This window comes from Streptomyces sp. NBC_01288 (assembly GCF_035982055.1).
GTDB lineage: Bacteria > Actinomycetota > Actinomycetes > Streptomycetales > Streptomycetaceae > Streptomyces.
Window position 1 is genome coordinate 8,581,741 of the sequence record NZ_CP108427.1, and the last position, 12,255, is coordinate 8,593,995.

Here is a 12,255-nt window from a genome sequence, read left to right on the forward strand (position 1 = left end):
GCCCCAGGCGGGGTCGAAGGGGCGGCAGCCCCTGGAGGATGGGACGGGTAGGGGCGGCGGGGGCGAAAACCCCTCGGCCCACCCACCCGCACAGGCCGCCCGAACCCGCCGTAGAACCCCACCCCCGCGTACGCTCGCGCCGAGACTCATCGCCCGCCCCCAGGAAGCCCCGTGACCGCCACCCCCTTGCTCTCCGACCTCACCGCCCGAGCCAGGACCACGGCCCACGCGCGAACCACCCCCTGCCCCTGCGGAGCGACCACCACCCTCACGGACCGCCCCGACGGCACAGTCGTCCGCCACGAGGACACCGTCGCCAAGGCCCACGCCCCGCACACGGACCCCACCGACCTCACCGCCCGCCTCACCACGGCCGACCGGCTCCCCGGCATCCTCCTGCCCCCACTCGACCCCACCCCCCTCCACCTGCACGACCGCCTGGTGACGTGCTGGCCGTACGGCACCCCCGTAGACCCGGACGACCCGGACGCGGCACCCTGGGAAGCGGCGGCCACCCTCCTCGCCCACCTCCACCGCACCCCACCCCCCATCCCGCTCCCACCCATGCGAGGCCCTCTCAAGGCCGTCCGAGCGATCACCCGGCTCCGCGAGGCCGGCCCGCACCCCGCAGCCGCCTCCGTCCTCCGCGCGTGGACGTGGCTCCCCGCCTGGGCCCGCGCGGAGGCCCCCCAGCCCGACACCACCACCCTCTGCCACGGCGACCTGCACCTCGGCCAACTCGTCCGCCACCCGGCCCCCGACGGCCCCTGGCTGCTGATCGACGTCGACGACATGGGCGTAGGAGTCCCCGGCTGGGACCTCGCCCGCCCCGCCGCCTGGTACGCCTGCGGCCTGCTCCCGCCGGACGAGTGGACCCGCTTCCTGACCGCGTACCGCGAGGCGGGCGGCCCGGCCGTCCCCGCGGACGGCGACCCCTGGCCCGCCCTGGACGTCCCGGCCCGCGCGCTCACCGTCCAGACCGCCGCCCTGGCGATCGTCAAGGCGGTCACGGCGGACCGCCCGCTGGACGAGGTGGAGCGGGCCGTCGTGGACGCGTGTGACCGAATGGGTTCCGTACCGGCCGAGTTGGCGCCCGGATCCGCGAAGTAGGGTGCAACCGACCGGGGTCGGACGGAGTCTGTCCTGGGGAAACACGAAGAAGCACCAACGGGCGAGGAGTTGAGCCGAGCATGCAGTGTCCGAAGTGTCACGCGCAGATGCAGACGTACAATCGCAACGGCGTTCAGATCGAGCAGTGCAGCAACTGCCGTGGGATCTTCCTCGACTACGGCGAGCTGGAGGCGCTGACCCGCGTGGAGTCCCAGTGGCAGCAGCCCGCCCCGCCGCCTCCGGGCCCGCAGGCCTACCCCGCTCCGCAGGCCTACCCCGCCCCGCCCGCGCCCGCCTGGGGCGCCCCGCACGGCGGCGGTCACGGCGGTGGCCACTACGGCGGTCACGGCGGCCACAACCGGCACAAGAGCTTCGGCCACATGCTGTTCTCCAGCTGACCGGTACGCACTGGCCCACGAAGAAGCCCCCGGACGCGGTGAGCGCCGGGGGCTTCGGTGTGTGGACGATACTGGGATTGAACCAGTGACCTCTTCCGTGTCAGGGAAGCGCTCTCCCGCTGAGCTAATCGTCCTCGGGACCACGATCCGAAGATCATGGGTGGTGCTGCGTGCGCGATACTGGGATTGAACCAGTGACCTCTTCCGTGTCAGGGAAGCGCTCTCCCGCTGAGCTAATCGCGCGGGGATCCTTGCGGACCAGTGGACGATACTGGGATTGAACCAGTGACCTCTTCCGTGTCAGGGAAGCGCTCTCCCGCTGAGCTAATCGTCCTTGGAGGTGGAGACGGGATTTGAACCCGTGTAGACGGCTTTGCAGGCCGTTGCCTCGCCTCTCGGCCACTCCACCAGGAGTGCGGGGGTTCGGGAAGATCCCCCACGTTCCTGCGAGCGGACGACCAGGTTCGAACTGGCGACCTCAACCTTGGCAAGGTTGCGCTCTACCAACTGAGCTACGTCCGCTTGTCGTTTCCGCTCGGCTTGCGCGTCGCGGCGACGAGTTGAACTCTAGCGGATTCCCGGGCCAGCACAAAAACGCGTTTGTGCAGCGTGCTGGCCTGCGACTACGGGAACACACGGTCAGGGCACCCGCGGTGACATGGCCGGGCAACCTGTGAGACACCCGCCATAGACTCGACGGCGTGTCCCGCCTCACCCCTCTCGCCCGTTTCGGCGACCGTGTCGCCACCGGTCTCCTCGACGTCACCAGCGATCCCGCGGCCCTGGACTCCACCGGCTTCTGGGCGGTCGCGGCCGACTTCGAGGGCCGTCTGACCTGCGCGCGCTTCCGCGACGTACGACACGAACCGGTCCCGGCACCCGTCCCCGGCGCCTGGCACGCCCCCGCAACCGAGGCCTGGACCTCCTCCCTCGACCGCGCCGCCTACACCGCCGGCGTCCGCCGCATCCGGGACCACATCGCGGCCGGCGAGGTCTACCAGGCCAACCTGTGCCGCGTCCTGTCCGCACCGGTCGCCCCCGACGCCGACGTGGACGCCCTCACCGCCCTGCTCGCACGCGGTAACCCGGCGCCCTACGCAGGAACGATCCGCTTGCCCGACCACGGCGTCGAGACAGCCACCGCCTCCCCCGAACTCTTCCTGCGCCGCACCCGCCAGGTCGTCGAGTCGGGCCCGATCAAGGGCACCGGGCGGACGGAGGCGGACCTGTTGCAGAAGGACTACGCCGAGAACGTGATGATCGTGGACCTGGTCCGCAACGACCTCGGCCGCGTCTGCGCCACGGGAACGGTGACCGTCCCGGACCTGTGCGTGGTGGAGAAGCATCCGGGGCTGGTCCACCTCGTGTCGACGGTACGAGGTGAGCTGCCCGCCGCTGCCGGTTGGCCGGAGCTGCTCGCCGCCACTTTCCCGCCCGGGAGTGTCACCGGCGCGCCCAAGTCCAGTGCGCTGCGCATCATCGACGCCCTGGAGACCGCGCCCCGGGGCCCCTACTGCGGAGGCATCGGCTGGGTCGACGCGGACCGGGGGACCGGCGAACTGGCCGTCGGCATCCGCACCTTCTGGATCGACCGCTCCGACGGCACGCTCCGCTTCGGCACCGGCGCGGGCATCACCTGGGGCTCGGACCCCGAGGGCGAGTGGCGGGAGACCGAGCTGAAGGCGTCACGGCTGCTCGCGATAGCGTCGGGCGCGTACGAGGTGAGCGGAGAGGCTCTTTCATGAAGATCTGGCTCGACGGCGGGTTGCAGGACACCGAGTCCGCCCGTGTCTCCGTCTTCGACCACGGACTGACCGTGGGCGACGGCATTTTCGAGACGGTGAAGGCGACGGACGGCAGGACGTTCGCGCTGACCCGCCATCTCGACCGGCTGACCCGCTCCGCGCGTGGCCTGGGGCTGCCCGACCCCGACCTGGACGAGGTCCGCCGCGGCTGCGCGGCCGTCCTCGACGCCAACCCGATGCCGCTCGGCCGGCTCCGCATCACGTACACCGGCGGCCACGGCCCCCTCGGCTCCGACCGCGGCGAGCACGGCCCGACCCTCGTGGTCGCCCTCGGCGAGGCGAAGCGCCGACCCGACTCCACGGCCGCCGTCACGGTTCCCTGGACCCGCAACGAACGCGGCGCCCTCACCGGCCTCAAGACGACGTCCTACGCCGAGAACGTCGTCGCCCTCGCCCGCGCCCACCAACACGGCGCCTCCGAGGCCCTGTTCGCCAACACGGTCGGCCAACTCTGCGAGGGCACAGGGTCGAACGTCTTCGTCGTCCTGGACGGCGAGATCCACACCCCGCCGGTCACCTCCGGCTGCCTCGCCGGCATCACCCGCGCCCTGACCGTCGATTGGACCGGCGCCAAGGAGACCGACCTGCCGCTGGACGTCCTGGAACGCGCCGACGAGGTCTTCCTGACGTCCTCGCTGCGGGACGTACAGGCCGTTGACCTGGTCGACGAGCGTCAACTCCCGGGCGCGGCAGGGCCGGTGACCGCCAAGGCCATGCGCGTGTTCGACGAGCGGTCGGGCGACGACCTTGATCCATAAAGGCCTCTTTTAAGAGGCTGACCCGGGGCTCGGAGTCGGGTAGAACACACCTGATGACCACGACCCTGCGGCCGACCGAGCCGCTTCAGCGCGAGGCCGACGGGACACGTTCACGCCGCTACCAGGTGTGTGTGAACAGCCGTCCCGTCGGCTCGATACACCTCGGCACGAGTCCGTTCTTCGGCGACTCGGTGGCTCAGATCCTGGACCTGCGTATCGAAGAGCAGGACGGTCGGCGCGGCCGGGGCACCGTGGCCGCACTCGCCGCCGAGGAGGTGGCGCGGGGCTGGGGCTGTGAGCGGATCGAGGCATCCGTGCCCGCGGCGGCAGAGGTGGCGCTAAAGATGGCGACCAACCTCGGCTACGTCGTCCGCAACCGCCACATGGAGAAGTCCCTCGGTGACACCGCGCCCGAACTGCCCGCGGGGAGTCGGGCACTGCCGATGACCGAGGACGAGTTCGCCCCCTGGCAGGCGGCGGACAGGGAGTCCGTCGTGCGGAGCCTGGTCGAGCGCGGGGTACCCGAGGCCGCGGCCCGGACCAGGGCCGTGGAGGGCAACGCCGCCTTGCTGCCCGACGGACTCGCCACCGCGAACATGGCCTTCCGCGTCCTGGAGCACGAAGGGGAGGTGGTGGGCACGCTCTGGACGGGCCCCCGTGACGGCAAGGCCTTCGTCTACAAGGTCGAGGCCGACGCGCGCCATCGGGGCAGGGGCCACGGCCGCACCCTGATGCTCCTGGCCGAGGCACAAGGCATCGCGCTGGGTCTGCCGACGATCCGGCTGAACGTCTTCGCGGGCAACACCCCGGCCGAGCGGCTCTACGAGTCACTCGGCTACGAGGCGGTCACCCACCACCTGTACAAGAGCCTGCTCTGAGCGTCTCTTCTCCGAGGCTCACTCACCCCCGGCGAGCAACCGGTCGGCGATCTCCTCGATGCGGGCGCGGAGCCCTTCCTGGCTCTTGCCGCCGTCGAGAAGCTCGCCGCCGATGACGTACGTCGGGGTGCCGGTGACACCGATGGCCTTGCCCTCGGCCTGGTCCGCGTCGACGATCAGGATGTGCCGGCCGTCGATCAGGGCGGTGTCGAACTCCTCGGCGTCCAGACCGAGTTCACCGGCCACCTCGACCAGGAAGGGTTCTCCCCTACGGTCCAGCTCCGCGACCCGGCCGAGCACGGCCTCGACGTAGTCCCAGCCCCGCCCCTGCTCTACGGCCTCCTCGGCGGCCTGCGCGGCGGCGAAGGCGTGCTTGTGCTTCTCCAGCGGGAAGTGCCGCAGCCGTACCTCCAGCCGGTCGCCGTAGCGGGCCCGCAGGGCGCGTACATCGTCCAGGGCGGTGTCGCAGTCCGGGCACTGGAGCTCGCACCAGACGTCGAGGACGGGGGTGCGCACGGAGGGGAGGTCACTCATGCGCCCAGTCTCCCAGCCCGGCCGCACCTCTCCCAACCGGGACCACGGGCCGTGCGCGGACGACACCGACCGTCACCTAGGGGCCGCATCCGTACGACGCCGACCGGCACCTGGGGAGGATGCGACCCGGAGATGTCCCTGATGTCCTACCGGGGCATGGCCTCCCGGGGACCGGACGGTGCAGGATGGAAGGGACGAAGTGCACGCTGCCCGATCGACCGCACGCTGCCCGACCTGAAACGTGCCCGACCGGCGCCTGCATGAAGCGAGCGTGCCCGACCGGACCGGGCGCGACCGAGATCTGCCGACCGAACGATGCCTGGAGGACCGGATGATTGCCGAGACCGTCTGTTCCGCCGTCTCCGCGGCCGGCCTGGGCATCGCGGCGGTCACGGCGTATCGGAAGCGTTTTCTCTCCGCCGCCCGTATCGCCGCGTATTCGCTGGTGCCGGTCGGCCTGGTGATGACCGGGGTCGTCGGCTGGGCGGCCGACACCGCGTTCAGTCCTACGGCCTGGGCGGGTTTCGTGGTGCTGGGTGGCGCCTGGCTACTCTTCACGGGCACGCGTGCCGTGGAGCGCCGGCGTGGCGGTGGGGGCACCCGCAAGGAACGCAAGGCGGCCCGAGGCTCCACACAGGCGGACGCGGTGGCTCCGGCGGCCTCCGCACCCTCCCTGGGACCGGCCAAGCGTCCGGCGACCCGCCCCGCGGCCGCGCCCCGTGCGCAGAGCGGGGAGGACTTCAGCGACATCGAGGCCATCCTCAAGAAGCACGGCATATGACGGTCGGACGGGACCGGGACTGAAACGACACAGAGTGAGCCGGGTCCGCCGGTAAGCGTTCAGGACTCGACGCGACCCGAAACGGACAACACGGAATTCGGCGAACTCCCTCTCTTATCGGGCGTGTTGATCGCGTCGGGGGTCTCCGCTGCGTCATCATCGCGGCGAGATGCTGGACACGACACAGAGCGACGCCGCGCCGCCGAAGGACGAGCCGCGCGGGTGCCTTTTCGCCCTTTCCCAGCCACCGCTGATGATCTTCCTAGCGGTGATCGGGTGTCTGCTGCTCATGGCCTCGCTGCACGACCTGCTGATGCTGTGAGCCGTACTCGTGGTCCCCGACGTCACCCGCCGGGGGCCACGAACTCATCGATTCCTCCGCGCTGATTCCTTCGTGCCGGGCGTCAGCCTGCCGCTTCCTTGCGCCGTGCCCGGTACGCGGCCACGTGCAGCCTGTTCCCGCAGGTCCGGCTGTCGCAGTACCTGCGGGAGCGGTTCCGGGAGAGGTCGACGAAGGCGCGCCGACAGTCGGGGGCCTCGCAGCGGCGCAGCCGCTCCTCCTCGCCGGCCACCACGAAGAACGCGAGCGCCATCCCGCAGTCGGCGGCGAGATGGTCGGCGACCGAGGCACCGGGCGCGAAGTAGTGCACGTGCCAGTCGTAGCCGTCGTGGTCCGTGAGCCGGGGTGTGGTGCCCGCGGCGGCGATCAGGTCGTTGATCAGCCCGGCGGCGGTCCGGGGGTCCGGGGCCGAGAAGACCGCGGTGAACCGGCCGCGGATCTTGCGCACGGCGGAGAGGTCGAACTCCGACAGCGCCCCGACATCGCTGATCTCGTGGTTTCGTACGAAATCCGCGAGCAGCGCGACATCCTGCAGTCCGTCCGGCGCCGCGGCGTCCTCCGGTGCGGTGTTCACCAGATCGACCACGGTGTCGAGGGCGCACCGGGTGTCGTGGGTGATCAGCACGTTTCGCTCCCTGGCCTGGGGGTCGGGCGGGCGCCCGCCGATGCTGGCCGATGGTAGTGGCTTCCCGGAGGGCGGCCCCCTGTCTCTAAGAACGGGACGGTGCCCCTCACGGTTCCCCGGACCGGGGAGAGTGCTCCCGGACGTGACCACGGAGAGTCGCGCGGCCGGGAGCACGGAAGGTCGCGCGAGCGGGTGCCACGCGCACCGGCGCCGCCCCCGCGACGAATCGCGGCGACGGCGCCGGTGTATGCCCTATGCGGTTGTCTGTGCCCGAGCCGTCTCCCCGAGTTCGGACGGCGCCGGGCGGCTTGGTGGGACCTAGCTCTAGCTCTCCGCCAGGATGTGCGACAGCTCCTGATCCAGGTCGAAGTGCCGATGCTCCGTGCCAGGTGGCACAGCGGCGTCCGTCCGCTTCAGGAAGGACTCCAGGGCCCGCGCGGGAGCCTCCAGCAGGGCTTCGCCCTCGGGAGAACTCAGTGCGATGCAGACGACGCCCTGACCGTGACTACGGGATGGCCAGACACGGACGTCGCCGGTACCGGTGGGCCGGTGGAGGCCCTCCGCGAGAAGGTCGCGGGCGAACACCCACTCGACGGTCTCCTCGGCTCCGGTGTGGAAGGTGGCGTGCACGGCGTAGGGGTCGGCCGTGTCGTACCTCAGGCCTGCGGGGACAGGCAGGGATGACTCGCTCGACACAACGAGGCGCAGGTGCAGCTCGCAGCTGACCGTGGTGTTCATAAGCGCCAGGGCCTTTCGCTCAGTGTGCGCTCGGGGATTCGCACGTCGGCGAAATCGACATGCCACCTACGGTGCCGTTGTAAACCCCTCTGAGTGTTTTGCGTGCCTTTACGTAACTCTTCCGGCCGAGGGCTCGATCGGTCCGTGGGGCCATTCCGGTGACTGGTTTCCCTCGGGTAGGGTTTGTCCGTATGAATACGGGGAGTGACGAGCCGGGTGAGGTTGTCGTGGCGTCGGACGGGGCGGCCGACGAGACGCGGGCGGACGGGGCGCGGGACGGGCAGGGGCTCGGTTCCAAGGCGCCGGAATTCATCAAGGCACGCCGTGCGCTGCACCTGAGCTGGCAGGTCGGCGTCTTCGTCATCGGCCTCGCGGTCGTGGTCGCCGGCATCATCATGCTGCCGCTGCCGGGACCCGGCTGGGTCGTGATCTTCGGCGGCATGGCGATCTGGGCGACCGAGTTCGTCTGGGCCCAGCTGGTGCTCCGCTGGACGAAACGCAAGGTCACCGAGGCGGCACAGCGCGCACTCGACCCGGCCGTACGCCGCCGCAACATCGTCCTGACCTCGATCGGCCTGGTGATCGTGATCGCCCTGGTCGGCATCTATATCTGGAAGTTCGGCGTCGTGATGCCCTGGAAGATCAAGGACCAGTGACCCGCTGACGGCCTCTGGGGGCCTTCCGGCGCTGGTCGGGGCACCCGCTGACATGGGGTAATGTTCTCCGTGCGCCCGGGCGATTAGCTCAGTGGGAGAGCGCTTCGTTCACACCGAAGAGGTCACTGGTTCGAACCCAGTATCGCCCACCCGGACCGACGGCCCGCCTGTGATCACACAGGCGGGCCGTCGTCGTTCGGTCAGCGGTTCGCGCCGTCGACTCCCCGCCGCCCAGGCGTTTTTCGGCCGCCCGGCAGCCGAGCGCGGCGGGCCGCTTCCTGTTCGGCCGGCCGGTCACGCGTGCCTCACCTGCGGTGTCCGTCCCGTCGCTTCCGCAACGTGTCCGGCGGGGCCGTCGTAGCGCTCAGCCGGTTCACAAGAAAATCCTGTCCGAATCATTGACGCACCCCGAGGGCCTCCGTACCTTGTGCCAGCAAGCGCTTACTTGAAACGATTCATGCAGGTGGCAACGACGCTACGGGGAGGGCCCATCATGGGAACCCGCACGAATGTGGAGAGGCGTACGGTCCTGAAGGCCGCCGGAGTCTCGGCGGTCACGCTGGGGGTGGCCGCGACGGGATGCGGCGGGAGCGACGGCACGTCCGCGGACGGGAATGTGACGATCCGTTACTCGTGGTGGGGTGCCGAGGAACGGGCGAAAAAGATCAATCAGTCCATCGCGCTCTTCGAGAAGAAGTATCCGAAGATCAAGGTGAAGACGGACTTTCAGGACTATCCCTCTTTCTGGGAGAAGTTCCAGACGCAGGCCGCGGGCGGAAATCCACCGGACGTATTCCAGAACGCCGTGGGATTTCTTCGGAAGTACGACAAGAGAGGCGTCCTGCTCGATCTCAGGTCACAGATCGACGCGGGAAATCTGAGCCTCGATCACTTCCGCGCGGGCGTAGTGAAGGTCGGCGAGGTCGACGGCAAGCAGCTCGGTGTTCCGGTCGGTTCGAACACCATGGCGCTGGTCATCGACAAGAAGGTCTACGCGAAGGCGGGCGTCGACCCCGCGGCGGGCTGGACCTGGGACGAGTACTTCAAGGCCCTCAAGACGATCCACGACAAGACCGGAGTCCCCGGGGACACGGGCTACTTCAGCATCATGTACCTGTACGACCTCTACCTCCGGCAGAACGGCAAGGCGTTCTTCACCAAGGACGGCCTCGGTTTCGAGGAGTCGGACCTGACGGAGTGGTGGACGGACGGATACGGCCGGGTGAAGGCCGGCATCGTCACCTCCCCGAAGGTCGTCGCCCAGGACACCCCCAAGTCCTCACTCTCGGCCGGACACGGCGCCTCGGAATTCACCTGGGACAACTTCACCGTCCGCTACACGGCGGAGGGCACCAGCGACTACGGCCTCGCGCCGATCCCCACCACCGACGGCAAGGACACCGGCCAGTACCTCGCCTCCCTGATGCTCAGCGGCTCCGCGCGCACCAAGCACCCGAAGGAAGTCGCCCAGTTCATCGACTTCATGGTCCATGACCCCTCGGTCGGCAAGATCATGGGCTACGACCGGGGCATCCTCGCGACCACCGACCAGTACGACGCGTTCAAGCCGACCGACACGGTCCAGAAGGAGATCGCCCAGTACGAGGTGGACACCGCCAAGGCCGGTGTCCTCGGGACGATCACCCCGCACCCGTCCGGCGCCGACACCGCCGAGTCCGCCTTCCTCCGCATCGGCGGGGACATGGCGCTGGGCAAGACCAAGGTCGCCGACGCGGTGAAGCAGTTCTTCTCCGAGGCGCAGGCCGCCTTCTCCGCCTGATGGGAACCGCCGTGACGCTCGTCGACGACGCTCCGCCCGCCACCCGGCAGACCCGCTCCGCCACCCCCGCCGCCAAGAAGCGGCGGGGGCGCCACGAGAACCTCGCCGGCTACCTCTTCATGTCCCCGTGGATCGCCGGCTTCCTGCTGCTGACCGCCGGCCCCATGGTCGCCTCCCTCTACTTCGCGTTCACCGACTACAACCTCTTCGACAGCCCGAAGTGGATCGGCTTCGACAACTTCACCCGGATGTTCGACGACCCGAGGTGGCAGAAGTCGGTCGAGGTGACGGCCAAATACGTCGTCATCGGCACCCCGCTGAAACTGCTCCTCGCCCTCGGCGTCGCCATGCTGCTCGCCCAGAGCCGCCGGGGCCAGGCCCTCTACCGGGCCGCCTTCTACGCCCCCTCGCTCATCGGCGCGAGCGTCTCGATCGGCTTCGTCTGGCGGACGCTCTTCTCCGACGGCGCCGTCGTGGACCGTACGCAGTCGTTGTTCGGCTCCCATGTCGGCGGCTGGGTCGGTGACCCCGACTGGATCCTCTACTCCCTGGTCGCGCTCACCGTCTGGCAGTTCGGCGCACCGATGGTCATCTTCCTCGCCGGGCTCAAGCAGGTACCGAGGGAGCTGTACGAAGCCGCCGCGATGGACGGGGCCGGGCCCTTCCGCCGGTTCTGGAACATCACGCTGCCGATGATCTCCCCGGTGCTGTTCTTCAACGTGCTCCTTGAGGCCATCCACTCCTTCCAGATCTTCGGCTCCGCGTACGTCGTCTCCAACTCCCAGTGCGGACCGGCCGACGCCACGCTCGTCTACACCTGTTACCTCTACCAACAGGGCTTCAAGAACGCCCAGATGGGCTTCGCGTCCGCGATGGCCTGGATGCTGCTGCTCGCCGTGGCGCTCGTGACGGCCGTTCTCTTCTGGTCGCAGAAGAAGTGGGTGCACTACGAGGAGGACGTCCGATGAGCCGTTCCATGAGTGCCACCGTTGTCCCGAAGTCCCCGGGGCTGGGCCGCAAGCGCACCGGCTCGCTCGTCTGGCACGTGGGTGCGCTGGCCGTCCTCGCCGTCGTCCTCTACCCGGTCGTCTGGGTCATCGGCGCCTCGTTCAAGCCGAGCAAGGACGTCATCAACAGCCTGCAACTCTTCCCCGGGCACCCGATCCTCGCCAACTTCAAGGGCCTGGCCAAGGGCATCGCCGACATCTCGATCTGGACGTTCTTCCAGAACTCCCTTTTCTACGCCCTCGGTTCGGTCCTCGGCATCCTCATCTCCTGCTCCCTGACGGCCTACGCCTTCGCCCGCATCCGGTTCGCGGGCCGCAACCTGCTCTTCTCCCTCATGATCGGCACACTCCTGCTGCCGTACCACGTGCTGCTGATCCCGCAGTACGTGATGTTCCAGAAGCTCCAACTGGTCAACACCTACGTCCCGTTGCTGCTCGGCAAGTACCTGGCGACCGAGGCCTTCTTCGTCTTCCTCATGGTGCAGTTCATGCGCAACCTGCCGAAGGAACTGGACGAGGCAGCCCGGCTCGACGGCTGCGGGCACCTGCGCATCTACTGGTCGATCGTGCTGCCGCTGTGCCGGCCCGCGCTCATCACCAGCGCGATCTTCACCTTCATCAACGCCTGGAACGACTTCATGGGCCCGCTGATCTACCTCAACGAGCCCGGAAAATACACCGTTTCACTGGGCCTGATGATGTTCCGCGACTCCGACGGCGTGGCCGCGAACTACGGCGGCATGATCGCCATGTCCCTCGTCGCGCTGCTACCGGTGCTGCTGTTCTTCCTCGCCTTCCAGCGGTACCTGATCGACGGTATGGCGACCTCCGGACTGAAGGGCTGA

14 protein-coding genes and 6 tRNA genes are annotated in these 12,255 nt (G+C 69.1%); 12 read left to right on the forward strand and 8 right to left on the reverse strand.

What is annotated here, in order from left to right; genetic code table 11:
- Positions 1-171 precede the first annotated feature (171 nt).
- A complete protein-coding gene (locus tag OG194_RS38620; RefSeq protein WP_327405379.1) occupies positions 172-1,110 on the forward strand; it encodes a phosphotransferase family protein in 939 nt (312 codons plus the stop codon).
- An 80-nt stretch (positions 1,111-1,190) separates the two neighbouring features.
- On the forward strand, positions 1,191-1,508 hold the full coding sequence (locus tag OG194_RS38625) for a TFIIB-type zinc ribbon-containing protein (RefSeq protein ID WP_327405380.1): 318 nt from the start codon (positions 1,191-1,193) through the stop codon (positions 1,506-1,508).
- Positions 1,509-1,570: 62 nt separating this feature from the next.
- On the opposite strand, the gene OG194_RS38630 is transcribed toward OG194_RS38625, so the two are convergent.
- From OG194_RS38630 to OG194_RS38650, 5 genes are all read right to left on the reverse strand, one after another.
- Positions 1,571-1,642: transfer RNA gene (locus tag OG194_RS38630), tRNA-Val, on the reverse strand.
- A 37-nt stretch (positions 1,643-1,679) separates the two neighbouring features.
- Positions 1,680-1,751: transfer RNA gene (locus OG194_RS38635), tRNA-Val, on the reverse strand.
- 19 nt (positions 1,752-1,770) lie between these two features.
- Positions 1,771-1,842: transfer RNA gene (locus OG194_RS38640), tRNA-Val, on the reverse strand.
- A gap of 1 nt (position 1,843) precedes the next feature.
- Positions 1,844-1,917: transfer RNA gene (locus OG194_RS38645), tRNA-Cys, on the reverse strand.
- A gap of 40 nt (positions 1,918-1,957) precedes the next feature.
- A tRNA-Gly gene (locus tag OG194_RS38650) sits at positions 1,958-2,030 on the reverse strand.
- Between the two features lie 179 nt (positions 2,031-2,209).
- On the opposite strand from OG194_RS38650, the gene OG194_RS38655 reads away from it, so the two are divergent.
- The 3 genes from OG194_RS38655 to OG194_RS38665 are packed head-to-tail and all read left to right on the forward strand — an operon-like array spanning position 2,210 to position 4,949.
- A complete protein-coding gene (locus OG194_RS38655) occupies positions 2,210-3,253 on the forward strand; it encodes a chorismate-binding protein (protein WP_327405381.1) in 1,044 nt (347 codons plus the stop codon).
- Entirely contained in the window at positions 3,250-4,071 is an 822-nt protein-coding gene (locus tag OG194_RS38660) for an aminotransferase class IV (RefSeq protein WP_327405382.1), read from the forward strand. The genes OG194_RS38655 and OG194_RS38660 overlap by 4 nt, the downstream gene beginning before the upstream one ends.
- 53 nt (positions 4,072-4,124) lie before the next feature.
- The gene (locus OG194_RS38665) at positions 4,125-4,949 is read left to right on the forward strand and encodes a GNAT family N-acetyltransferase (RefSeq protein WP_327405383.1); all 825 of its coding nucleotides are present in this window, start codon (positions 4,125-4,127) and stop codon (positions 4,947-4,949) included.
- An 18-nt stretch (positions 4,950-4,967) separates the two neighbouring features.
- On the opposite strand, the gene OG194_RS38670 is transcribed toward OG194_RS38665, so the two are convergent.
- Complete coding sequence (locus OG194_RS38670) at positions 4,968-5,483, reverse strand: DsbA family protein (RefSeq protein ID WP_327405384.1); 516 nt, start codon at positions 5,481-5,483, stop codon at positions 4,968-4,970.
- Between the two features lie 331 nt (positions 5,484-5,814).
- Here OG194_RS38670 and OG194_RS38675 point away from each other — a divergent pair, with 331 nt between their 5' ends.
- Positions 5,815-6,264 carry a hypothetical protein gene (locus tag OG194_RS38675; RefSeq protein ID WP_327405385.1) on the forward strand — a complete coding sequence of 150 codons (450 nt, stop codon included), beginning with the start codon at positions 5,815-5,817 and terminating at the stop codon, positions 6,262-6,264.
- A 169-nt stretch (positions 6,265-6,433) separates the two neighbouring features.
- Positions 6,434-6,586, forward strand: coding sequence for a hypothetical protein (locus OG194_RS38680; RefSeq protein ID WP_019059824.1), 153 nt, complete (start codon positions 6,434-6,436; stop codon positions 6,584-6,586).
- A gap of 82 nt (positions 6,587-6,668) precedes the next feature.
- Here OG194_RS38680 and OG194_RS38685 read toward each other — a convergent pair whose 3' ends face one another.
- On the reverse strand, positions 6,669-7,229 hold the full coding sequence (locus OG194_RS38685) for a CGNR zinc finger domain-containing protein (RefSeq protein ID WP_327405386.1): 561 nt from the start codon (positions 7,227-7,229) through the stop codon (positions 6,669-6,671).
- 324 nt (positions 7,230-7,553) lie between these two features.
- On the reverse strand, positions 7,554-7,967 hold the full coding sequence (locus tag OG194_RS38690) for an SsgA family sporulation/cell division regulator (protein ID WP_004002642.1): 414 nt from the start codon (positions 7,965-7,967) through the stop codon (positions 7,554-7,556).
- 191 nt (positions 7,968-8,158) lie between these two features.
- Here OG194_RS38690 and OG194_RS38695 point away from each other — a divergent pair, with 191 nt between their 5' ends.
- From OG194_RS38695 to OG194_RS38715, 5 genes are all read left to right on the forward strand, one after another.
- Positions 8,159-8,623, forward strand: coding sequence for a TIGR02611 family protein (locus tag OG194_RS38695; protein ID WP_327405387.1), 465 nt, complete (start codon positions 8,159-8,161; stop codon positions 8,621-8,623).
- 77 nt (positions 8,624-8,700) lie between these two features.
- Positions 8,701-8,772: transfer RNA gene (locus OG194_RS38700), tRNA-Val, on the forward strand.
- Between the two features lie 344 nt (positions 8,773-9,116).
- Positions 9,117-10,403, forward strand: a complete 1,287-nt coding sequence (locus OG194_RS38705) for an ABC transporter substrate-binding protein (protein WP_327405388.1) — start codon at positions 9,117-9,119, stop codon at positions 10,401-10,403.
- Complete coding sequence (locus tag OG194_RS38710) at positions 10,403-11,371, forward strand: carbohydrate ABC transporter permease (protein ID WP_442811693.1); 969 nt, start codon at positions 10,403-10,405, stop codon at positions 11,369-11,371. The genes OG194_RS38705 and OG194_RS38710 overlap by 1 nt, the downstream gene beginning before the upstream one ends.
- 8 nt (positions 11,372-11,379) lie before the next feature.
- On the forward strand, positions 11,380-12,255 hold the full coding sequence (locus OG194_RS38715; RefSeq protein WP_327405389.1) for a carbohydrate ABC transporter permease: 876 nt from the start codon (positions 11,380-11,382) through the stop codon (positions 12,253-12,255).

Coding starts and splice junctions, on each gene's coding strand:
- OG194_RS38625 (WP_327405380.1), top strand. CDS start 1,191: ATGCAGTGTCCGAAGTGTCACGCGCAGATGCAGACGTACAATCGCAAC.
- OG194_RS38660 (WP_327405382.1), top strand. CDS start 3,250: ATGAAGATCTGGCTCGACGGCGGGTTGCAGGACACCGAGTCCGCCCGT.
- OG194_RS38665 (WP_327405383.1), top strand. CDS start 4,125: ATGACCACGACCCTGCGGCCGACCGAGCCGCTTCAGCGCGAGGCCGAC.
- OG194_RS38670 (WP_327405384.1), bottom strand. CDS start 5,483: ATGAGTGACCTCCCCTCCGTGCGCACCCCCGTCCTCGACGTCTGGTGC.
- OG194_RS38675 (WP_327405385.1), top strand. CDS start 5,815: ATGATTGCCGAGACCGTCTGTTCCGCCGTCTCCGCGGCCGGCCTGGGC.
- OG194_RS38680 (WP_019059824.1), top strand. CDS start 6,434: ATGCTGGACACGACACAGAGCGACGCCGCGCCGCCGAAGGACGAGCCG.
- OG194_RS38690 (WP_004002642.1), bottom strand. CDS start 7,967: ATGAACACCACGGTCAGCTGCGAGCTGCACCTGCGCCTCGTTGTGTCG.
- OG194_RS38695 (WP_327405387.1), top strand. CDS start 8,159: ATGAATACGGGGAGTGACGAGCCGGGTGAGGTTGTCGTGGCGTCGGAC.
- OG194_RS38705 (WP_327405388.1), top strand. CDS start 9,117: ATGGGAACCCGCACGAATGTGGAGAGGCGTACGGTCCTGAAGGCCGCC.
- OG194_RS38710 (WP_442811693.1), top strand. CDS start 10,403: ATGGGAACCGCCGTGACGCTCGTCGACGACGCTCCGCCCGCCACCCGG.
- OG194_RS38715 (WP_327405389.1), top strand. CDS start 11,380: ATGAGTGCCACCGTTGTCCCGAAGTCCCCGGGGCTGGGCCGCAAGCGC.